The sequence below is a fragment of the Kitasatospora sp. NPDC029312 genome, assembly GCF_055569215.1.
This window is the reverse complement of the sequence record NZ_JBVHXY010000029.1, coordinates 1-19,522: the sequence shown is the minus strand read 5'-3', so window position 1 is coordinate 19,522 and position 19,522 is coordinate 1. Positions and strand designations below refer to the sequence as shown.

The following is a 19,522-nucleotide window of genomic DNA, read 5'->3' as shown; positions in this document are numbered from 1 at the left end:
GGGACGTCAGGGCGTTCAGCGGGCCCGGTTGAGGCCGCGCAGCGCCAGCCTGAGCAGGGCACCGACGTCCGGCACCGACTGGGCCTCGGCCTCCGGCGCGACGGCCGCGACCGCATCGTCCGCCTCGCGCGGGGCGTAGCCGAGGCCGGTGAGCGCGGAGTGCAGCTGCTCGCTCCACGGCGCCGGGCCGCCGGCGATCGGCTTCTGCGCGGGCACCGCGCCGTGCGGGGCACCCAGCTTGTCCTTGTACTCCAGCAGCAGCTTGGCCGCCTTCGCCTTGCCGATGCCGGGCACGGCGACCAGCGCCTTCTCGTCCCCGCCCGCGACGGCGGCGCGCAGCGCGTCGGGGCTGTGCACCCCGAGGATCGCCTGCGCCAGCTTGGGGCCGACGCCCGGCGCGGCCTGCAGGATCTCGAACACCGAGCGCTCGTCGTCGTCGGCGAAGCCGAACAGGGTCAGCGAGTCCTCCCGGACCACGAGCGAGGTGGCCAGCCGGGCCGGCTCGCCCAGCCGGAGTCCGGCCAGGGTGTTCGGGGTGCACTGCACGGCCATGCCGACCCCGCCGACCTCGACCACCGCGACGCCGGAGGAGATGGCCGCCACAGGGCCTTGCACGAAGGCGATCACCGGAGGGTTCCTTTCAGGGGCGTGGAGCGGGAGGTCGAGCGGGCGGCCCGGACGGCGGCCTCCAGACGGTTGACCGCCCCGCCGCGCCAGATGTGGCAGATGGCCAGGGCCAGCGCGTCGGCGGCGTCGGCGGGCTTGGGCGGGGCGTCCAGCCGCAGCAGCCGTTGGACCATGGCCGTGACCTGCGCCTTGTCCGCCCGGCCCGAGCCGGTGACGGCGGCCTTGACCTCGCTGGGGGTGTGCAGGGTGACGGGGATGCCGCGCCGGGTGGCGCAGAGCATCGCGACCGCGCTGGCCTGGGCGGTGCCCATCACCGTCCGCACGTTGTGCTGGGCGAAGACCCGCTCGACCGCGACCAGGTCCGGCCGGTGCTCGTCCAGCCAGCCCTCGATCCCCTGCTCGACCAGCAGCAGCCGCTGTCCGATCTCGGCCTCGGCGGGCGTGCGCACCACGCCCACCCCGGCCATCCGCAACGGCCGGCCCGGCGCCCCCTCGACCACGCCGACCCCGCACCTGGTCAGCCCCGGGTCCACACCCAGCACCCGCACGTCGTGCCCCGCCTCTCCAGTGACTCGCCACTCGCCTCCGGGCGCTCCGGACCCGGTGCGCGGCGAACGACCTCCGCAGGCTACCGTCCGGGTCCGACAATGCCGCCGACAACGCCGACGACGACACCGGCCCGGCGGTCCTGGGACCACCGGGCCGGGCAGCGAGAACGGTCACGCGCCACCGATCGATCGATACCGTGTTACTCGGCGTCGAGCTGGGCACCGACCTCGTCGGGGATGTCGAAGTTGGCGAAGACGTTCTGCACGTCGTCGCTGTCCTCGAGCGCGTCGATCAGCTTGAGGATCTTGCGGGCGCCGTCCAGGTCCAGCTCGACCTGCATGCTGGGGAGGAAGTTGGCCTCCGCCGAGTCGTAGTCGATGCCGGCGTCGACCAGCGCGGTGCGCACGTCGACCATCTTGGAGGCCTCGGAGACGATCTCGAAGGAGTCGCCGAGGTCGTTGATCTCCTCCGGGTCCTGGTCGAGGACGATCTCGAACAGCTTGTCCTCGTCCACGCCGTCGGCCTTGGGCACGATCACGACGCCCTTGCGGGTGAACAGGTACGACACCGAGCCGGGGTCGGCCATCGAGCCGCCGTTGCGGGTCATGGCGACGCGCACGTCGGAGGCGGCGCGGTTGCGGTTGTCCGTGAGGCACTCGATCAGGACGGCGACACCGTTGGGGCCGTAGCCCTCGTACATGATGGTCTGGTAGTCGGCGCCGCCGGCCTCCAGACCGCCACCGCGCTTGACGGCGCGGTTGATGTTGTCGATCGGGACGGAGCTCTTCTTCGCCTTCTGGATGGCGTCGTAGAGGGTCGGGTTACCCGCCGGGTCGGGACCGCCGGTGCGCGCCGCCACCTCGATGTTCTTGATCATCTTGGCGAAGAGCTTGCCGCGCTTGGCGTCGATCACGGCCTTCTTGTGCTTGGTGGTAGCCCACTTAGAGTGGCCGGACATCGCCAGCTCCTTTACGTCGCCAAAGGGAAATGAAACAGATCAGATCCTACCGGTGTCGTCACCGGTAAGACGCACCCGGCCACCGACGCCCTACCGGGCGGCGAGGTGCTCCTCGACCATCCTCACGAAGTAGGCGTGCACCCGGTGGTCGCCGGTGAGCTCCGGGTGGAAGGAGGTGGCCAGCAGGTTGCCCTGACGCACGGCCACGATCCGGCTGTCCGGGCCGTCCGCGGCGGGCAGCTCGGCCAGCACCTCGACGCCCGCGCCGACCGCCTCGACCCAGGGGGCGCGGATGAAGACGCCGTGCACCGGCGCGTCGTCCAGGCCCTTGAAGGCGATCCCGGACTCGAAGGACTCGTTCTGGCGGCCGAAGGCGTTGCGGCGCACCGTCATGTCGATGCCGCCGACGCTCTCCTGGTCCTCCCGGCCGTCGAGGATCTTGTCGGCCAGCATGATCATGCCCGCGCAGGTGCCGTACACCGGCATCCCGGCGGCGACCCGCTCGCGCACCGGGTCCATCACGCCGAACAGCAGCGCCAGCTTGGACATGGTGGTGGACTCCCCGCCGGGGATCACCAGCGCGTCGACCTCGGCCAGCTCCTCGGCACGGCGCACCGGACGGGCGAGCGCGTCGGCCTCGGCCAGCGCCACCAGGTGCTCGCGGACGTCGCCCTGGAGGGCGAGGACGCCGATGACTGGAGTGCTCACGGTCTTCAACCTCTATCGATCGTTACTACGGGAAAACGCGGCACGGCCCGCCGCGCGCTCGGCGCGACGGCGGGCCACGAGTGTGCCGGGGGTGTACCGGTCTACGGGCGGACGGCGACTACCAGCCGCGGTTGGCGTAGCGCTCGGTCTCCGGCAGGGTGTCGCAGTTGATGCCGACCATGGCCTCGCCCAGGTTGCGGGAGGCGTCCGCGATGATCTTCGGGTCGTCGAAGAAGGTGGTGGCCTTCACGATGGCGGCGGCGCGCTTGGCCGGGTCGCCCGACTTGAAGATGCCCGAGCCGACGAAGACGCCCTCGGCGCCCAGCTGGCGCATCAGCGCGGCGTCGGCCGGGGTGGCCACGCCACCGGCGGAGAACAGCACGACCGGCAGCTTGCCGAGCTCGGCGACCTCCTTGACCAGCTCGTACGGGGCGCGCAGCTCCTTGGCGGCGGCGTACAGCTCGTTGTGGTCCAGGGCGCGCAGGTGGCCGATCTCGTTCTTGATCTGACGCAGGTGGCGGACGGCCTCGACGACGTTGCCGGTGCCGGCCTCACCCTTCGAGCGGATCATGGCCGCGCCCTCGGCGATGCGGCGCAGGGCCTCGCCCAGGTTGGTGGCGCCGCAGACGAAGGGGGTGGTGAAGGCCCACTTGTCGGAGTGGTTGACCTCGTCGGCCGGGGTCAGCACCTCGGACTCGTCGATGTAGTCGACACCGAGCGACTGCAGGACCTGGGCCTCGACGAAGTGGCCGATGCGGGACTTGGCCATCACCGGGATGGAGACCGCCTCGATGATCTCCTCGATCATGTTCGGGTCCGACATGCGGGCCACGCCGCCGTCCTTGCGGATGTCGGCCGGAACCCGCTCCAGCGCCATGACGGCCACCGCGCCGGCGTCCTCGGCGATCTTCGCCTGCTCGGCGTTGACCACGTCCATGATCACACCGCCCTTGAGCTGCTCGGCCATACCGCGCTTGACCCGGGCGGTACCGATCTGCGGCTGGTCTGCGGTGGTGGGGGTGGTGGACACGTGAGACCTCACTCGAGAATGAACCAGTGCTATCGCCCTATGGTAGGCGGACCGGGTGACCCCTCCATGCGCCACCAAGTCCAGCCCGGACGATGGGATGCGACAAACGGGCCGTATCCGGGACCAGCCTAAGCAGGCGCTCCCTCGGGGGTGAGGGCGGGCGGCGGAGCGTCGTCCATCTCGAAGGCCAGGGGGAACGGCGCCTTCCCCGCCAGCCGGAAGTAGCGGACCAGCCGGTGCTCCCGCACCGCCCGGGCCGCCCGGACGGCGTCGTTGTGGAAGCGCCGGGCCATCGGCACCCGCCGCGCCGCGGCCGTCAGATCACGAACGGCGTCCTCGCCGCCCGGCTCGGCCCTCAGCGCCGCCACCTGCTCCGGCTCCTCGAACACCGCCCGCAGGGCCAGGCTCAGCTGGCTCTCCGCCACCTCGCGGTGCTCGTCCTCGGCCTGCCGGGCCGCGTGCGCCGCGTCCAGCAGCAGCAGCGAGGCCGCAGGGTCCAGCAGCGAGGACGTCGCCAGCTCCATCGCCACCGAGGCCCGCCGCACCAGCTGCGCGTCCAGCGCCGCCCGCGCGGCGTCGATCCGGGCGTGCAGCCGGTCCAGGCGACCGGCCGTCCAACTCAGGTACATGCCGAACAGCACCACGGCCACGCCGGCCCAGATCCAGGTAGTCACGGGCCGCTACGTTACCGGGTGTCACCGGCTCAGCCCTGGGCGGTCGCGTTGCGGTAGCTCTCCCGGTCGATGTCCGCGATGTCCACGGCGGTGAACAGCCGCACCCCGGGCCCCGGCCTCACGTGCTCGGCCAGCAGCGCCAGGACGCCCTCGCTCAGCGCCGCCTTCGCCTCCGGCGTACGGCCGGGGAAGACCCGGAACTCCACCAGGACCTGCGCGTCGGCCGGGGTGCCGGTCGTCCCCACGACGAGCAGCTCGGTCCGCCGGAACACCGTCTTGCACGACTCCGGCTTCGCGTCGATGGTCTCCTCCGCGAGCCGGTTGATCGCCAGACCGAGCGCCGCCCGGTCGAAGGTACCGGCCAGGCCGGCGGAGTAGTCGACGGAGATCTGCGGCATCGGTGCCCCCAGGGATCGAGGTGGTGCGGTGGACCGACCCTAACGCCGCGGAAACCCGGCCGGTCCACGGGCCCCTCCCCCGCCGCCCGGTCCCCCACCAGCGCGCCGACCAGCACGCCCACCAGCGCACCGACCGGCCCGCGGCCTCAGTCCCGGGCCAGACCGAACCGGCCGCGCCGCCCGCTGCGCACGTCCTCCTCGACCACCGCCGCGTCCCCGGCCGTCACCGTCTCGTACACCGCCAGGATGTCCGCGCCCACCGTCGACCAGTCGAACCGCCGCACGTGCCGCGAGGCCGCCTTGCGCAGCTCCTCCAGCCGCCGCGGGTCCCCCAGCAGCCGCAGCGCCTTGCGGGCCAGCGCGTCGGCGTCCTCCACCGGGAACAGCTCCCCGGCGTCCCCGCCGTCCAGCACCTGCTTGAACGCGTCCAGATCGCTCGCCAGCACCGGAGCGCCCGCCGACATCGCCTCGACCAGGATGATCCCGAAGCTCTCGCCGCCCGTGTTCGGCGCCACGTACAGGTCCACGCTGCGCAGCAACCGGGCCTTCTCCCGGTCGGAGACCATCCCGAGGAACTCCACCTGCGCGCGGACCTCGGGCGCCAGACCGGCGACGACCTCCTCCTCATCGCCCTTGCCGGCCACCAGCAGCCGCACCCCCGGCCGCTCGGCCAGGATCCTCGGCAGCGCCGCCAGCAGCGTCGGCAGGCCCTTGCGCGGTTCGTTGATCCGGCCGATGAAGCCGATCGTGCCCGGCTCGCCCCCGGCCGCGTTGCCGGTCCACCGGGCGTCCGGCTCGGCGTCCGCGAAGAAGCCGACGTCCACGCCGTTCGGGATCACCACCGCGTCCCCGCCCAAGTGCTCCACCAGGGTGCGCCGGGCGTACTCGGACACCGCGATCCGGGCCCGCATCTTCTCCAGCCCCGGCTGGAGGATCGGCGAGGCCGCGATCATCGCCCGCGAGCGCGGGTTGGAGGTGTGGAAGGTGCCCACCATCGGCCCCGTCGCCGACCAGGCCGCCAGCATCGACAGGCTCGGCGAGGCCGGCTCGTGCACGTGCAGGATGTCGAAGCGCCCCTCGCGCAGCCACCGCCGCACCCGGGCCGCCGACAGGATGCCGAAGCTCAGCCGCGCCACCGAGCCGTTGTACGGCACCGCCACCGCCCGCCCGGCCGAGACCACGTACGGCGGAAGCGCGTCGTCGTCCTCGGCCGGCGCCAGCACCGACACCCGGTGGCCCAGGGCGATCAGGTGCTCGGCCAGGTCCCGGATGTGGAACTGCACCCCGCCGGGGACGTCCCAGTCGTACGGGCAGACGATGCCGATCTTCACGGGTTCCTCAAGCTCCTTCGGACGGGTCGTACGGGCGGGCTCAGGACCCGGAGGCCTCGGCCGCGGGCTCCACGGCCGGCTCGGCCGCCGCCCCCGCTCGCGCCGCCGGCGAGGCGTCCACGGTCTCACGGGCCGGCAGGTCGGCGAGCCAGAACCTCTGCAACATGTGCCAGTCCTGCGGGTGCTCGCGGATCCCCCGCTCCCACACCCGCGCCATCGCCTGGGTCATCGCCAGGGTCCGCTCCTTGTGGCCGCCCTCCTCGGGCGCCACCACCTCGGGGTGGATCCGCGCCCGCATCACCGGGCCGTCGTACCAGAGCGTCACCGGCAGCAGCGCCGCCCCCGTCCGCCGGCACAGCGCCGCAGGACCGGCCGGCATCCGGGTCGCCTCGCCGAAGAAGGTCACCTCGAGGCCCGCCTCCGACAGGTCCCGGTCCCCCACCAGGCAGACCAGCCGGCCCTCCCGCAGCCGCCGCGCCAGGGTGCCGATCACGTTCACCGAACCACCGGTCAGCGCCAGGACCTCCATGCCCTGGCCCTCCCGGAACGCGACGAACCGGTCGAACAGCCGCTCCGGCTTCAGCCGCTCGGCGACCGTGGTGAACGGGTAGCCCTGCTGCGCGACCCAGGTGCCCGCCAGGTCCCAGTTGCCCATGTGCGGCAGCGCTATCACCGCGCCCCGCCCGGCCTCCATCGGCTCCCGCAGGTGCTCGAAGCCCTCCACCCTGACGTCCCGGGCGACCCGCTCCCGGCTCCACACCGGCAGCCGGAAGGACTCCAACCAGTACCGCAGGTACGAGCGCATCCCGGCCCGCGACAACGCCCGCAGCGCGGCCTCGTCCAGCCCCGGACGGACCCGGCGCAGATTCGCCTCCAACTGGAGCACCCGCTTGCCGCGCCGGCGCCACGCGTAGTCCGCCAGCCGGTCGAACAGCCCTCGCGCCACCGGCTCCGGCAGGTGCTTCAGCACCGCCCACCCCAGCGCGTACGCCCAGTACACCAGTCGGTCCGTCACCGCAGGACGCCCCCCCATCAGCTCCCGGCCGCCGCTCGGTCGGCCTCGAACGCCTCCCGGCGCACGGTCAGCATCCGCTGGAACACCGTCACCAGGCTGCCCGCCGCGACCAGCCACAACGCCACCGGCAGCAGCCACTCCACGTACGGCACCCCGAACTCGTGCAGACCCGCGACGCCGGCGGCCACCAGGCTGGCCACCAGCCGCTCGGCCCGCTCCACCAGCCCCGACACGTCACACGGCAGGCCCTGGCTCTCCGCCCGCGCCTTGGTGTACGACACCACCAGGCCGCTCGCCAGGCAGAAGATCGCCACCGCGCACAGCAGGTTGTCGTCGCCCTTGCCCGCGTACCACATCGCCAGGCCGCCGAAGATCGCCGCATCCGCGACCCGGTCCAGCGTGGAGTCCAGGAAGGCCCCCCACCTGGTGCTGCGGCCCAGCTGACGGGCCATGTTCCCGTCCACCAGGTCCGAGAAGATGAAGAGCGTGATCGTGATGGTGCCCCAGAAGAACTCCCCGCGCGGGAAGAACACCAGCGCACCGGCCACCGAACCGGCGGTACCGACCAGCGTCACGGTGTCCGGGCTCACGCCCAGGCGGATCAGGAACGCGGCGAACGGGGTCAGGACACGTGTGAAGAAGGCACGCGCGTATTTGTTGAGCATGGCCTTCCCAGCCGCTCCGATCTGCCAGGTACCCGCCTGGCGCAACACGCGCGGCAGACGGCCGGACGGATGAGCCCGTCCGGCGCACCCATCGTAGCCACGCCGGAGAGACGCTCCGGCGCAGGCACCGCCGGGCGGCACACCGGCCACCGCCCACCCACGCACGGTCACCGCCCCGCCCACCGTCCCGCCGCAGAACACGCGCCGGAACGACACCCGACCCTAAACTGCGATGGACAAGCCTCGGCGCCACGGGAGGAGACCCCGATGCCCGACCGCAGCACGGCACGAGCCGGCCAGGCACCCGCCGTCACCGGCCCGCGGGACCTGCGCAACGTCGTCCTCATCGGCTCCAGCGGTGTGGGCAAGACCACCCTCGCCGAGTCCCTCGCCCTCGCCGCCGGCGCCATCGGCCGCGCCGGCCGCGTCGCCGACGGCACCACCGTCTCCGACCACGAGGACATCGAGCACCAGCAGCAGCGCTCCGTCCAGCTCTCGCTGCTCCCGCTCGAGTGGAAGGGCGTCAAGATCAACCTGCTCGACCCGCCCGGCCACCCCGACTTCACCGCCGACCTGCGCGCCGCCCTGCACGCCGCCGACGCCGCCGTCTTCGTCGTCTCCGCCACCGACCCGGTCACCGCCCCCACCCGCGCCCTCTGGCGCGAATGCGCCGCCGAAGGCATCCCGCGCGCCATCGCCGTCGCCAAACTCGACCTCGCCCGCACCGGCTTCGCCGACATCCTCACCGCCTGCCACGACGCCTTCGAACTCGGCCCGGACACCCTCCGCCCGCTGTTCCTACCCGTCCTCCACGACGGACACCCCGACGGCAGCGTCGACCTGCTCACCGGTGACACCTACGGCGACGCCGCCCCGCTGCCCGACACCGGCCCGGCCCACGACAGCCTCGTCGAGGCCATCTCCGGCCAGGACGACGCCCTCATGGAGCGCTACCTCGCCGGCGACCCCCTGGACACCGAGTCCCTCGAAGCCGGCCTGCGCCGCGAAGTCCTCGCCTGCGCCCTCCACCCCGCCGTCCCCACCAGCGAGAACGGCCTCGGCGCCGCCGAACTCCTCGACCTCATCGCCCACACCTTCCCCGACCCCACCGAACGCACCCGCCCCGGCCCCGACTGCGACCCGGACGCCCCGCTCGCCGCCCAGGTCGTCCGCGTCACCGGCGACGCCTACGTCGGCCGGATCAGCCTGCTGCGGGTGTACGCCGGCACCCTGCGCCCCGACACCAAGATCCGCCTGGTCGGGCCCGCCCACGCCCCCGACCAGAACGGCGACGAACGCGTCACCGCCCTCACCAGCCCCTTCGGCAAGCTCCAGCGCCCCGTCCCGCACGCCGTCGCCGGAGACCTCGTCTGCGCCGCCAAATTCACCAGCGCCCGGGCCGGCGACACCGTCCACGAACCCGGCCAGCCCGCCGAACTCGACGGCTGGACCCTCCCCGAGCCCCTGCTGCCCATCGCCGTCGAAGCCCACAGCAAGGCCGACGACGACAAGCTCTCCCAGGCCCTCACCCGGCTCACCGCCGAGGACCCGGCACTACGCCTGGAACAGAACCCGGACACCCACCAGCTCGTCCTCTGGTGCACCGGCGAGGCTCACGCCGAGGTCGTCCTCGAGCGGCTGCGCACCCGCCACGGCGTCCACGTCGACACCGTCGAACCCAAGGTCGCCCTGCGCGAGACCTTCGGCACCGCCGCCGCCGGCCACGGCCGCCTGGTCAAGCAGTCCGGCGGCCACGGCCAGTACGCCATCTGCGACCTCGAAGTCGAACCCCTGCCGACCGGCTCCGGCTTCGAGTTCCAGGAACACGTCGTCGGCGGCGCCGTCCCCAAGCACTTCATCCCCTCTGTCGAGAAGGGCGTCCGCGCCCAGCTCGCCAAGGGCGTCGCCACCGGCCACCCGCTGGTCGACGTCCGGGTCACCCTCACCGACGGCAAGGCGCACTCCGTCGACTCCTCCGACGCCGCCTTCCAGAACGCCGCCGCGCTCGCCCTGCGCGACGCCGCCGAGCACGCCGTCATCCGGCTGCTCGAACCCGTCGCCGCCGTCAGCGTCCTGCTGCCGGACGAGTACCTCGGCGCCGTCCTCGGCGACCTCTCCGCCCGCCGGGGCCGGGTCCTCGGCAGCGAGACGGGCGGGACGGGCCTCACCCTGCTGCGTGCCGAGGTCCCCGAACTCGAACTCGTCCGCTACCCGCTGGACCTGCGCTCGCTCACCCACGGCACGGCCGAGTTCTCCCGCGCCTACCTGCGCCACGAACCCATGCCCACCGCGCTGGCCGGGCGCTACACCGACTGACCAGCCGCGGCACGCCTCGGCAACGCGCAGGCCGCCGTGCCCCCGGGCATCCGGTGCCGGTTGCGCGCCACCCAGCGGTACGCCAAGGCCGCCACCGGCCGCACCGGCGCCAGGGTCAGCACCGCCCCCAGATACGCCCACGCGCCCCCGGAGCGCATCAGCAGCCGCGCCACCGCCTGCGCGCCCCCGTACACCCGGCCCGCCGGCGTCACCCACAGCACCTCGCGCTCGGCCCGCTCGGCGGACACCTCACCCCGGCCGCCCGCCAGCGCGTCCAGCTCCGGGAGCTCGGCGAACTGGAACGGCACCGCCTCCCAGCCCCCCGAGGCCAGCGTCTGCCGCAGGTACCGCTCCCCCCACCGCACGCAGGACGAGCAGAACGCGCAGTCGCCGTCGAAGACCAGCACCGGATCCTTCACCACAGCCCCCTTCGTCATTCCTCCACCGTCCATCCTCCTCCACCCCCGCCCGGCCGGTCCGGGCGGGTATCGACCGGCCCCAAGCTGGGCATCATGCCCCTCAGGCCGGGGGTGGCCCGATCGTGACGGTTCGTGACGGTACTTCAGACGATCATCCGCGCGGGGGTGCCACGGCACGGTAACCTGCCGCTGACAAGGGGAGGAGGGGACGCCACCGTGACCACACTCGACATGACTCCGGGAGCGCAGATACCCCGGACCGACGCCGGCCCGCAGACCGCCGTCACCCAGGCGCTCTCCTCGGCCGCCTACCGGGACGGCGAGATCGGCAAGTTCGTCGAGGACGTCACCGACGCCACCGAGAAGAAGGGCCGCTTCGCCCTCTTCCGCCCCAACCTGGGCGAGGCGTTCAGCAAGGCGTTGATCTCCCGCGCCCTCGGCGGCGACCGCAAACCCCTCGTGCCCTCCTTCGGCGTCAACACCCGCCAGGTCGTCGAACACTGCCTGGCCGCCGAGGAGTTGCGCAACGCCCGTGACCGGCAGCTCAGCACCGTCACCGTCGTCACCGGCCTGCTCTTCCTCCCCGGCACCCTGGTCTGGCTCGGCGCCTTCCAGCTGCGCGCCTGGCTCAAGCGGGACAGGACGCGCGGCGCCGACGTCTTCGGCGGCCTCGCGCTCATCGCGGCGGGCGCCCTCGCGGTCCTGCTCGCGCTGCGCCCGCCGGCGGCCGGCGTCCTGGGCGTGTACCTGCGGATCACCATGCTCGCACCGGTGATCGGCTGGTACCTGGCCCGCCGGATCGTCGAGCGCTCCGCCAAGGACCTGCGCACCCGCTGGCAGGACCTGGTCGAGGGCAGCGCCGTCGCCGCCACCGTGGCCAAGGCCGTCCCCCGCGACGATCTGGACAAGAAGGCCAACGACCTGCGCGACAAGCTGGGCCGCCTGGACGCGGAGCAGGAGACCAACGTCCACCACTACGCCGGCCCGAAGGGCATCCTCGGCGCCGGCCGCCGCTGGGGCGAGTGGCGCCTCGCCGACACCCTGCACCCCGCCGAGGGCCACGTCGACTTCCGGGCCTTCCACCCCTGGGACCTGGTCCGCCGGATCTCCGCCCAGCTCAAGGGCCTCGGCGTCAGCCACGTCGCCAACAGCGGCATCCCCAACGTCGCCATCAAGCAGTGGGTGGTCTTCGACGTCAGCGAGGGCGCCGACGAGATCAGCCGCCCCGGCAGCGCCGACATGGACGGCGACCGGATGCGCGACTTCGCGGTGCAGAGCATCGCCGACAAGCAGACCTTTCCCGGCGGCCCCCGGCACTACCTGGCCACCCAGTTCATCACCCACGACGGGAAGCTGGTCCTCACCTTCACCATCACGGTGACCCTGCTCGCCGACGTGCTGAACATCTCGGTGGCCGGCTACGCGCTCGGGCCGGTCAAGGGCGTCTTCTTCGACAAGCCCAAGGACAAGGAGAAGTCCGTCGCCAAGACGGTGAGGTTCTGGGAGGAGCGCACCGTCAAGCTGCCCCTGATCGACAACGACGAGGTGGTCCGCCAGGCCGTCCGCGCCCCGTTCCACCGGATGCCCGGCCTGCTCGGCTGGCTCGGCGGCGGTCTGGGCCTGCCCGAGCCGTTCGGTCTGCGGCACGCCTGGGTCGCCACCGCGTGGAGCAACCGCTCCATGGTCGACAACGCCATGAACGCCTCCGTCCCGGTGCTCAACGCCGTCCACACCGCCACTCTGGAGTTCCTGCGGGAGCACGACCTCGACGCCGACCGCTTCTTCAAGAACCGCACCTCGATCATCAAGTCCGAGGCGCAGAGCCCCCGGCCGTACGACGTCGACACCTTCAACGCCAGCTGAGCCCACCGCGCAGGAGCCCACCGCGCACGACGAAGGGGCCCGCCACCGAGGGATCGGTGACGGGCCCCCTTCGCCTGCGCGGCTCAGCCCTGCGGCCAGACCTCGGCCAGCATCTTCCGGGTGTCCGCCAGCAGCTGCGGCAGCACCTTGGTGTGGCCGACCACCGGCATGAAGTTGGTGTCCCCGCCCCAGCGCGGCACCACGTGCTGGTGCAGGTGCGCGGCGATCCCGGCACCGGCGGCCGCGCCCTGGTTCATCCCGATGTTGAACCCGTGCGCCCCGGAGGCCGTCCGCAGCGCGGTCATCGCCTTCTTGGTGAAGTCGGCCAGCTCGGCCGTCTCCGCCTCGTCCAGGTCGGTGTAGTCGGCCACGTGCCGGTAGGGGACCACCATCAGGTGTCCGCCGTTGTACGGGTAGAGGTTCAGCACCGCGAAGACGGCGCTCCCCCGGGCGATGACCAGCCCGTCCTCGTCGCTCAGCGCGGGGATCGAGCAGAACGGACAACCGTCGTCCGGAGCCGGACCGGTGGGCTTGTTCTCCCCCTGGATGTACGCCATCCGATGGGGCGTCCACAGGCGGCGGAAGCCGTCCGGCTCACCGACGCCCCGCTGCAGTTCCGGCTCAGTCGTCATGCTGATCAGCATATTCGCCCAGCCGTGCTTGCGAAGCCGCGCGGGGCGGACTCATCGAGAGCCCGCCCCGCGCGTGCTGGTCGGACGACGGCGTCAGACCTGGACGCGGTTCTTGACCGCGTCCACGATCTCCTGGACGGCGTCCGCCACCGGCACGCCGTTCTTCTGCTCGCCGTTGCGGTAGCGGAAGGAGACGGCACCCGCTTCGACGTCGTCGTTGCCCGCGATGAGCATGTACGGGACCTTGCTCTTCTGCGCGTTGCGGATCTTCTTCTGCATCCGGTCGTCCGAGGTGTCCACCTCGACCCGGATCCCCTGCTTCCTGAGCTCGGCCGCGACCTCCAGCAGGTACGGCACGTGCTCGTCGGTGATCGGGATGCCGGTCACGGTGACCGGGGCCAGCCACGGCGGCATGGCGCCCGCGTAGTGCTCCAGCAGCACCGCGAAGAAGCGCTCGATCGAGCCGAACAGCGCGCGGTGGATCATGACCGGCCGCTGGCGCGAGCCGTCCGCCGCGGTGTACTCCAGGTCGAAGCGCTCGGGCAGGTTGAAGTCGAGCTGGATGGTCGACATCTGCCAGGTGCGGCCGATGGCGTCCTTGGCCTGCACCGAGATCTTCGGACCGTAGAAGGCCGCGCCGCCCGGGTCGGGCACCAGCGGCAGGCCCTGCTTCTCGGCCACGCCTGCGAGGACGGCGGTGGCCTCCTCCCAGGCCTCGTCCGTGCCGACGAACTTCTCCGGGTCCTTGGTCGACAGCTCCAGGTAGAAGTCGGTCAGTCCGTAGTCGCGGAGCAGGTTGAGCACGAAGGTCAGGGTGGAGTCGAGCTCCTCCGCCATCTGCTCGCGGGTGCAGTAGATGTGGGCGTCGTCCTGGGTGAAGCCGCGGGCCCGGGTCAGGCCGTGCACCACGCCGGACTTCTCGTACCGGTACACCGTCCCGAACTCGAAGAGGCGCAGCGGCAGTTCACGGTACGAGCGGCCGCGCGCATCGAAGATCAGGTTGTGCATCGGGCAGTTCATCGGCTTGAGGTAGTAGTCCACGCCCTCGTCGAGCTGCATGGGCGGGTACATGCCGTCCGCGTACCAGTCCAGGTGGCCGCTCTTCTCGAAGAGCTTCCCCTTGGTGGCGTGCGGGGTGTAGACGAACTCGTAGCCCTCTTCCTCGTGCCGCTTGCGCGAGTAATCCTCCATGGCGCGGCGGATGATGCCGCCCTTGGGGTGGAAGACGGCGAGGCCGGAGCCGATCTCCTCGGGGATGGAGAAGAGGTCGAGCTCGGTGCCGAGCTTGCGGTGGTCGCGCTTCTCGGCCTCGACGAGGAAGTCGAGGTGGGCCTTCAGCTCGTCCTTGGTCGGCCAGGCGGTGCCGTAGATGCGCTGGAGCATCGGGTTCTTCTCGCTGCCGCGCCAGTAGGCGGCCGCGTTGCGCATCAGCTTGAACGCCGGGATGTGCCGGGTGCTGGGCAGGTGCGGGCCGCGGCAGAGGTCGCCCCAGCACTGCTCGCCGGTCTTGGCGTCCAGGTTGTCGTAAATGGTGAGTTCGCCGGCGCCGACCTCGACGTCGGCGCCCTCGCCGGCGGTGGCGGCGGAGCCCTTGAGGCCGATCAGTTCGAGCTTGTACGGCTCGGCGGCCAGCTCCTCGCGGGCGGACTCGTCGGTGACCACGCGGCGGGAGAACTTCTGCCCGCGCTTGATGATCTCCTGCATCTTCTTCTCGATGGCCTTGAGGTCATCGGGGTGGAACGGCTTCTCGACGTCGAAGTCGTAGTAGAAGCCGTCCTTGACCGGCGGGCCGATGCCGAGCTTGGCCTCCGGGTAGAGCTGCTGCACGGCCTGGGCCATGACGTGCGCGGTGGAGTGGCGCAGGATGTCGAGGCCGTCCTTGCTGCCGATCGCGACCGGCTCGACCTCCTCGCCGTCCTGGACGACGTAGGAGAGGTCCTTGAGCTGGCCGCCGACGCGGGCGGCGATGATCGAGCGGTCGTCGGCGAAGAGCTCGGCGGCCGTAGTGCCCGTGGTCACCACGCGCTCTTCCCGATCGGGTTCGCGGCTGATGATTACCCGGACGTCCGTCACCGGTCTCTCCTGACGTGCTGGATTCAGAGGACGCAACACTGCGCTGCGCGTGACGATGGTACCGAGAGCGCCACCCGCACCGTGCACTCAGGACCTTTCCCCGCCGTCCTCCAGCCCCTTCAGCAGTTGCTCGCGGTCGCCCTGCTCCCAGCCGCACAGCTCCAGGCCGCGGGGCCGGGTCAGCCGCCGGAAGCCGTCCCGGCGCTCCAGCCGGCCGGAGACCTTGACCGGGACGCCGGACAGGTGGGCCTCGGCGGCGAGCCGGTAGTCGGGGTCGGGCAGGCGGAGCTTGAGTTCGCGGACGTCGGCTCCGCCGAGCACCCGCAGCCGGACCGCGCCGGGCCCGGCCGGGTCGGCGCGCTTGAGGCGGACGACCACGCCGACCACGGTGACGTCGACGGCGGGCTCGATCCGTTCCAGCAGTTCGGCGGCCTCGGCCAGGGCGGGCAGGTCGCCGGGCGAGAAGTCGAGGTCGATCCGACGGTCGCCGAAGCCGCCCGGGGTCCCGGCGGCGGGCGACCAGGCGACGGTGAGCCGGGCGGCGGTGGTGCCCCGCACCAAGTCCTCGACGGACCGGACGAGTTCGCGGCTGACCCCGGACTGGACGGCGTTCTCGAAAGCCTCGGGCCCGCCGCTGACCCGGCGGTAGTCCACCGCGTCGCGCAGTGCCTCCAGGGCCCGCACCAGGGTGGTGACCACGGCCCGGCCCTCGGGGGCGGGGGTGTAGGCGGTGAGGGCGGCGCCCTGCTCGACGGCCCCCTGCTCGATGACCAGGACGCGGTCGAGGAAGTCCCCGGCGAGGGCGTCCAGCCGGGCGCCGAAGTAGGCGGCGGTGGTGCGGCCGGCCTTGGCCCCGGCCGCGAGCATCGCGCGGGCTGCCCGCTGGAGGCGCTCGGCGTCGTCCCAGGGGGTGGCATCGGCGGGGCCGGGCAGTTCACGGCGCCAGCGCAGTTCGTCGCCGGGGAGGGCGAGGGCGAGCAGGATCGGGCGGGCGGAGGGGGTGCGGGAGCGGGAGAGGGCGGTGACGGCGTCGGCGAGGAGGTCGACCGCGTCGTCGAAGCCGTCCCCGGCGGGGACGAGGAGGCTGGTGCCGGGTTCGTCGTCCGGTGGGGTCCAGCGCCCGTACCGGGCGGCGGGGCCACCGCGTCGGACCCAGCCGTGCCGGGCGAGCAGGGTGGTCAGCACCGCGGGGTCGACGGTGGCCGGGTCGGGCAGGGCCCGGGACGCGTCGTCCGGTCCGTGCGGCAGGGTCATGGGTCCAGTTCCTCGCTGCCGGGGCCGGGCCGTCACGGGCTGCCGCCCGCGCCGACCCGGGCCATGATGTCGCAGAGCGCGCGGTCGTCGAAGACCTTGTCGGTGGGCACCCGGACGTTGGTGCGCCGCTGACCGGTGACGGGGTGGCCGGCCAGGTTGACCCAGTAGCAGCAGTGCCGCAGCTCCAGGGCGTCCGGGCGGGCCCGCAGCCAGTGGTCGACCCGGCGCGGCAGCAGCATCACGACCAGGATCCGCGGGACGGCGACCCGGGCCCGGGCGAGCTTGCGCAGGTGGTCGTTGTCGAGGGTGAAGCTGAAGAACGGCCCGGCCGGGTCGGAGGCGATCTGCTGGGTGGCCTTCAGCTGGATCTTGATGGTGACCTCGTCGTCCACCTCGTGCGCCCGGGAGCCGTGGCTGACCTGCCAGTCGATGCCGTTGTCGGGGAACGGCTGGGACAGCGAGCAGCCGGCCGCCGCGGCGACCGCGTGCAGATAGCCGACCTGCAGCGTCTCCATGCACGCGGTGACCGCGAGGTTGCCCCGCAGTACGGCGGCCGCCTCCTCGGGCTGCGGCTGTGTCAGTGCCATGCCCCGCGCCCTCCCCGGCTCAGGGCCCGCCCGGAACCGGACGGGACGCCCGTGGGCAGGATCCCCGGTCCGAGCTGGGCCAAACGGGTTGAGCGGGCGTCAGAACCGGGTATCACCCCGGCGCGGAACGCACGCCTGAGGGGCAGTCATGCAGCAGCACTGGTACACCGGCCCGCTCGCCTCCTTCGACACCGAGACCACCGGCGTGGACGTCGAGACCGATCGGATCGTCTCGGCCGCGCTGGTCGTCCAACTCGCCCCGGGCGCACCGGCGCGGACCACCACCTGGCTCGCCGATCCGGGCGTGCCGATCCCGGACGGCGCCCGCGCGGTGCACGGCATCACCGACGAGCAGGTCCGGACGCACGGCCGGCCGGCCCGCACCGTGGTGGCGGAGGTCACCCGCGCCCTGGCGGCCCAGGCGCGGGCCGGGCTCCCGGTGGTGGTGATGAACGCGCCGTACGATCTGACGCTGATGGACCGGGAGTTGCGCCGGCACCACGGGCTGACGCTGACCGGCGGCCTGGACGGCGCCGGGCTGGTGGTGCTCGATCCGCGGGTGCTGGACAAGCACGTGGACCGCTACCGCAAGGGCCGCCGGACGCTGACCGACCTGTGCGCCCACTACGGGGTCGACCTGACCGGGGCGCACGACGCGGCGGCGGACGCGAGGGCGGCGCTCTCGCTGACCCGGCGAATAGGCGCCCGCTACCCGGCGGCCCTGGGCGGGCTGACGGCGGCGGAGCTGCACCTGCGGCAGGAGATCTGGCACGCGGCGCAGGCGCGGGGGCTGCAGAGCTGGTTCGACCGCTCGGGAACGCCGGAGCGAGTGGATCTCTCCTGGCCGCTGCGGCCGGCCCGGTGCGGCTGCGGTCGCCGGCTGGAACCCGGTCACGGCTGCGAGGCGGCGGCATAGCCGGCGGATTCCCCTCGAACGCGCCGCAGGCCCCGACCGGTTTCCTGGTCAGGGCCTGCGTGCTGTCCGGTGGGCGATACTGGGATCGAACCAGTGACCCCTTCGGTGTGAACGAAGTGCTCTCCCGCTGAGCTAATCGCCCGGGCAACGAGAAGAACTGTAGCACCGGCCGGGGGCGGTCGTACAACTCGCTCCGTCCGGGCTGCGGCCCCCGCATCCGCAGAACTCGCGCTCCGCGCGGAAGGTGACTGGGCCTCAGTCGGATTACTGACGGCGCTTCGGGTGGATTCCCGGAAATACATGTGAGGCCCAGCCGAAAAATCGGCTGGGCCTCACATATCACAATGCATTCCGGTGGGCGATACTGGGATCGAACCAGTGACCCCTTCGGTGTGAACGAAGTGCTCTCCCGCTGAGCTAATCGCCCGGGTGCAGGGAAAACATTACCGCATCCCGGAGGGTGCTCCGAACACCCTCCCGGCGCGGGGCCCACCCCGGACGCCCCGGCCGCCGTACGCCCGGCCGGGGCAGGGCAGGCCCGGGACGGGCCCGCCTCCCGGGCCCCGACCGCACGGCCGACTCGTCGGACCTGACCACATCACCCGCTCCCCTGTTCCCGCCCCGGCCGGGCCCCCGGACACGCGCAGTACACGCCGATCGGGAAACCCCGAGAAGAACCGCCGGTAATGCCCCGGGCGGGTACTCCGGGCCGATTCCGCAATGCGCCGTAAGGGGTACGACTCGCGCCGGAATCAGGACAGCGGGGTTTACATCGGTCGTAGGGGTGGGATGGTCCGTTCGCCGACGTGCGATTCCCCGAGCGCACACTGAGCGAAAGGCCATGGCGCTTATGAACACCACGGTCAGCTGCGAGCTGCACCTGCGCCTCATCGTGTCCAGCGAGTCCTCACTGCCCGTCCCCGCGGGCCTTCGCTACGACACCGCCGACCCCTACGCCGTACACGCCACGTTCCACACGGGCGCCGACGAGACCGTGGAGTGGGTGTTCGCCCGAGATCTCCTCGCGGAGGGGCTGCACCGACCCACCGGTACCGGAGACGTCCGGGTGTGGCCGTCGCGCAGCCACGGGCAAGGGGTGGTCTGCATCGCACTGAGCTCTCCGGAAGGAGAAGCCCTGCTGGAGGCCCCGGCCCGGGCGCTTGAGTCGTTCCTCAAGCGGACGGACGCCGCGGTGCCCCCCGGCACCGAACACCGTCACTTCGACCTCGACCGGGAGCTGTCCCACATCCTCGCCGAAAGCTGACCCGCCCGGAGGCGGTCCAGCCCCGCTGTCGGCGGGGCCGAACCCCCTGCCGTCCTCGCAGCCGTCCTACTCGGGGGCACGGCCGCGGACTCAGCCGCGCACGACGCGGTCTCGGGGCCGGTGGAAGGCCCCGCTCCCCTCGGAGCGGGGCCACAGCACCGCAGGGGGGGGGGGGGGGGGGGGGGGGGGGGGGGGGGGGGGGGGGGGGGGGGGGGGAGGGGGGGGGGCGGGGGGGGGGGTACT

The 19,522-nt window shown here is 72.5% G+C and carries 19 protein-coding genes and 2 tRNA genes; 4 read left to right on the top strand and 17 right to left on the bottom strand.

The annotated features are described in order from the left end of the window. Nucleotides 1-15 precede the first annotated feature (15 nt). The 10 genes from ruvA to pgsA all read right to left on the bottom strand — a co-directional run bounded on the left by ruvA (nucleotide 16) and on the right by pgsA (nucleotide 7,955). On the bottom strand, nucleotides 16-627 hold the full coding sequence (gene ruvA, locus ACZ4WV_RS23045) for a Holliday junction branch migration protein RuvA (protein WP_465749597.1): 612 nt from the start codon (nucleotides 625-627) through the stop codon (nucleotides 16-18). After that, nucleotides 624-1,175, bottom strand: coding sequence for a crossover junction endodeoxyribonuclease RuvC (ruvC, locus tag ACZ4WV_RS23040; protein ID WP_465749595.1), 552 nt, complete (start codon nucleotides 1,173-1,175; stop codon nucleotides 624-626). Before ruvC ends, ruvA begins: the two co-directional genes overlap by 4 nt. Before the next feature lie 200 nt (nucleotides 1,176-1,375). Further along, nucleotides 1,376-2,134 (bottom strand): YebC/PmpR family DNA-binding transcriptional regulator, encoded by a 759-nt coding sequence (locus tag ACZ4WV_RS23035; RefSeq protein ID WP_465749593.1) that lies wholly within the window; start codon nucleotides 2,132-2,134, stop codon nucleotides 1,376-1,378. A gap of 90 nt (nucleotides 2,135-2,224) precedes the next feature. Further along, nucleotides 2,225-2,842 carry a pyridoxal 5'-phosphate synthase glutaminase subunit PdxT gene (gene pdxT, locus ACZ4WV_RS23030; RefSeq protein ID WP_465749591.1) on the bottom strand — a complete coding sequence of 206 codons (618 nt, stop codon included), beginning with the start codon at nucleotides 2,840-2,842 and terminating at the stop codon, nucleotides 2,225-2,227. A gap of 118 nt (nucleotides 2,843-2,960) precedes the next feature. Further along, a complete protein-coding gene (gene pdxS, locus ACZ4WV_RS23025; protein ID WP_030286348.1) occupies nucleotides 2,961-3,872 on the bottom strand; it encodes a pyridoxal 5'-phosphate synthase lyase subunit PdxS in 912 nt (303 codons plus the stop codon). 128 nt (nucleotides 3,873-4,000) lie between these two features. Beyond that, the gene (locus ACZ4WV_RS23020) at nucleotides 4,001-4,501 is read right to left on the bottom strand and encodes a hypothetical protein (RefSeq protein ID WP_465749730.1); all 501 of its coding nucleotides are present in this window, start codon (nucleotides 4,499-4,501) and stop codon (nucleotides 4,001-4,003) included. A 74-nt stretch (nucleotides 4,502-4,575) separates the two neighbouring features. Next, nucleotides 4,576-4,944, bottom strand: a complete 369-nt coding sequence (locus ACZ4WV_RS23015; protein ID WP_465749589.1) for a 5-carboxymethyl-2-hydroxymuconate Delta-isomerase — start codon at nucleotides 4,942-4,944, stop codon at nucleotides 4,576-4,578. A 146-nt stretch (nucleotides 4,945-5,090) separates the two neighbouring features. After that, entirely contained in the window at nucleotides 5,091-6,275 is a 1,185-nt protein-coding gene (locus tag ACZ4WV_RS23010; protein WP_465749587.1) for a glycosyltransferase family 4 protein, read from the bottom strand. Between the two features lie 40 nt (nucleotides 6,276-6,315). After that, nucleotides 6,316-7,308, bottom strand: coding sequence for a phosphatidylinositol mannoside acyltransferase (locus tag ACZ4WV_RS23005; protein ID WP_465749585.1), 993 nt, complete (start codon nucleotides 7,306-7,308; stop codon nucleotides 6,316-6,318). Next, nucleotides 7,308-7,955, bottom strand: a complete 648-nt coding sequence (gene pgsA / locus ACZ4WV_RS23000) for a phosphatidylinositol phosphate synthase (RefSeq protein ID WP_465749583.1) — start codon at nucleotides 7,953-7,955, stop codon at nucleotides 7,308-7,310. Before pgsA ends, ACZ4WV_RS23005 begins: the two co-directional genes overlap by 1 nt. A 267-nt stretch (nucleotides 7,956-8,222) precedes the next feature. Here pgsA and ACZ4WV_RS22995 point away from each other — a divergent pair, with 267 nt between their 5' ends. Beyond that, nucleotides 8,223-10,271 carry an elongation factor G-like protein EF-G2 gene (locus ACZ4WV_RS22995; protein ID WP_465749581.1) on the top strand — a complete coding sequence of 683 codons (2,049 nt, stop codon included), beginning with the start codon at nucleotides 8,223-8,225 and terminating at the stop codon, nucleotides 10,269-10,271. Here ACZ4WV_RS22995 and ACZ4WV_RS22990 read toward each other — a convergent pair. Next, nucleotides 10,259-10,708, bottom strand: coding sequence for a thiol-disulfide oxidoreductase DCC family protein (locus ACZ4WV_RS22990; protein ID WP_465749579.1), 450 nt, complete (start codon nucleotides 10,706-10,708; stop codon nucleotides 10,259-10,261). The genes ACZ4WV_RS22995 and ACZ4WV_RS22990 overlap by 13 nt on opposite strands. 198 nt (nucleotides 10,709-10,906) lie before the next feature. Between ACZ4WV_RS22990 and ACZ4WV_RS22985 the strand changes: the two genes are divergently transcribed. Then, complete coding sequence (locus ACZ4WV_RS22985) at nucleotides 10,907-12,553, top strand: hypothetical protein (RefSeq protein ID WP_465749577.1); 1,647 nt, start codon at nucleotides 10,907-10,909, stop codon at nucleotides 12,551-12,553. 83 nt (nucleotides 12,554-12,636) lie between these two features. Here the strand turns inward: ACZ4WV_RS22985 and ACZ4WV_RS22980 are convergent, their stop codons facing one another. The 4 genes from ACZ4WV_RS22980 to ACZ4WV_RS22965 form a co-directional block, all read right to left on the bottom strand. Further along, the gene (locus ACZ4WV_RS22980; RefSeq protein WP_465749575.1) at nucleotides 12,637-13,197 is read right to left on the bottom strand and encodes an HIT family protein; all 561 of its coding nucleotides are present in this window, start codon (nucleotides 13,195-13,197) and stop codon (nucleotides 12,637-12,639) included. Nucleotides 13,198-13,278: 81 nt separating this feature from the next. Further along, entirely contained in the window at nucleotides 13,279-15,258 is a 1,980-nt protein-coding gene (gene thrS, locus ACZ4WV_RS22975) for a threonine--tRNA ligase (protein ID WP_465749573.1), read from the bottom strand. An 87-nt stretch (nucleotides 15,259-15,345) separates the two neighbouring features. Beyond that, on the bottom strand, nucleotides 15,346-16,512 hold the full coding sequence (locus tag ACZ4WV_RS22970; protein WP_465749571.1) for a hypothetical protein: 1,167 nt from the start codon (nucleotides 16,510-16,512) through the stop codon (nucleotides 15,346-15,348). Between the two features lie 32 nt (nucleotides 16,513-16,544). After that, on the bottom strand, nucleotides 16,545-17,099 hold the full coding sequence (locus tag ACZ4WV_RS22965; RefSeq protein ID WP_465749569.1) for a DUF4365 domain-containing protein: 555 nt from the start codon (nucleotides 17,097-17,099) through the stop codon (nucleotides 16,545-16,547). 148 nt (nucleotides 17,100-17,247) lie between these two features. Here ACZ4WV_RS22965 and ACZ4WV_RS22960 point away from each other — a divergent pair, with 148 nt between their 5' ends. After that, nucleotides 17,248-18,015: an exonuclease domain-containing protein gene (locus ACZ4WV_RS22960; protein WP_465749567.1), complete on the top strand. Its 768-nt coding sequence runs from the start codon at nucleotides 17,248-17,250 to the stop codon at nucleotides 18,013-18,015. Nucleotides 18,016-18,085: 70 nt separating this feature from the next. On the opposite strand, the gene ACZ4WV_RS22955 is transcribed toward ACZ4WV_RS22960, so the two are convergent. Together ACZ4WV_RS22955 and ACZ4WV_RS22950 are read right to left on the bottom strand one after the other, a co-directional pair. After that, nucleotides 18,086-18,157, bottom strand: a tRNA-Val gene (locus ACZ4WV_RS22955). A 213-nt stretch (nucleotides 18,158-18,370) separates the two neighbouring features. After that, a tRNA-Val gene (locus ACZ4WV_RS22950) sits at nucleotides 18,371-18,442 on the bottom strand. A gap of 423 nt (nucleotides 18,443-18,865) precedes the next feature. Here ACZ4WV_RS22950 and ACZ4WV_RS22945 point away from each other — a divergent pair. After that, nucleotides 18,866-19,279: an SsgA family sporulation/cell division regulator gene (locus tag ACZ4WV_RS22945; protein WP_030056266.1), complete on the top strand. Its 414-nt coding sequence runs from the start codon at nucleotides 18,866-18,868 to the stop codon at nucleotides 19,277-19,279. The last annotated feature ends 243 nt before the right edge of the window (nucleotides 19,280-19,522 follow it).

Excerpts from the sequence above, each read along its gene's own strand:
- ACZ4WV_RS23035 (WP_465749593.1), bottom strand. The coding sequence starts at position 2,134 with ATGTCCGGCCACTCTAAGTGGGCTACCACCAAGCACAAGAAGGCCGTG.
- ACZ4WV_RS23020 (WP_465749730.1), bottom strand. The coding sequence starts at position 4,501 with ATGTACCTGAGTTGGACGGCCGGTCGCCTGGACCGGCTGCACGCCCGG.
- ACZ4WV_RS23015 (WP_465749589.1), bottom strand. The coding sequence starts at position 4,944 with ATGCCGCAGATCTCCGTCGACTACTCCGCCGGCCTGGCCGGTACCTTC.
- ACZ4WV_RS23005 (WP_465749585.1), bottom strand. The coding sequence starts at position 7,308 with ATGGGGGGGCGTCCTGCGGTGACGGACCGACTGGTGTACTGGGCGTAC.
- pgsA (WP_465749583.1), bottom strand. The coding sequence starts at position 7,955 with ATGCTCAACAAATACGCGCGTGCCTTCTTCACACGTGTCCTGACCCCG.
- ACZ4WV_RS22995 (WP_465749581.1), top strand. The coding sequence starts at position 8,223 with ATGCCCGACCGCAGCACGGCACGAGCCGGCCAGGCACCCGCCGTCACC.
- ACZ4WV_RS22990 (WP_465749579.1), bottom strand. The coding sequence starts at position 10,708 with ATGACGAAGGGGGCTGTGGTGAAGGATCCGGTGCTGGTCTTCGACGGC.
- ACZ4WV_RS22980 (WP_465749575.1), bottom strand. The coding sequence starts at position 13,197 with ATGCTGATCAGCATGACGACTGAGCCGGAACTGCAGCGGGGCGTCGGT.
- ACZ4WV_RS22970 (WP_465749571.1), bottom strand. The coding sequence starts at position 16,512 with ATGACCCTGCCGCACGGACCGGACGACGCGTCCCGGGCCCTGCCCGAC.
- ACZ4WV_RS22965 (WP_465749569.1), bottom strand. The coding sequence starts at position 17,099 with ATGGCACTGACACAGCCGCAGCCCGAGGAGGCGGCCGCCGTACTGCGG.
- ACZ4WV_RS22960 (WP_465749567.1), top strand. The coding sequence starts at position 17,248 with ATGCAGCAGCACTGGTACACCGGCCCGCTCGCCTCCTTCGACACCGAG.
- ACZ4WV_RS22945 (WP_030056266.1), top strand. The coding sequence starts at position 18,866 with ATGAACACCACGGTCAGCTGCGAGCTGCACCTGCGCCTCATCGTGTCC.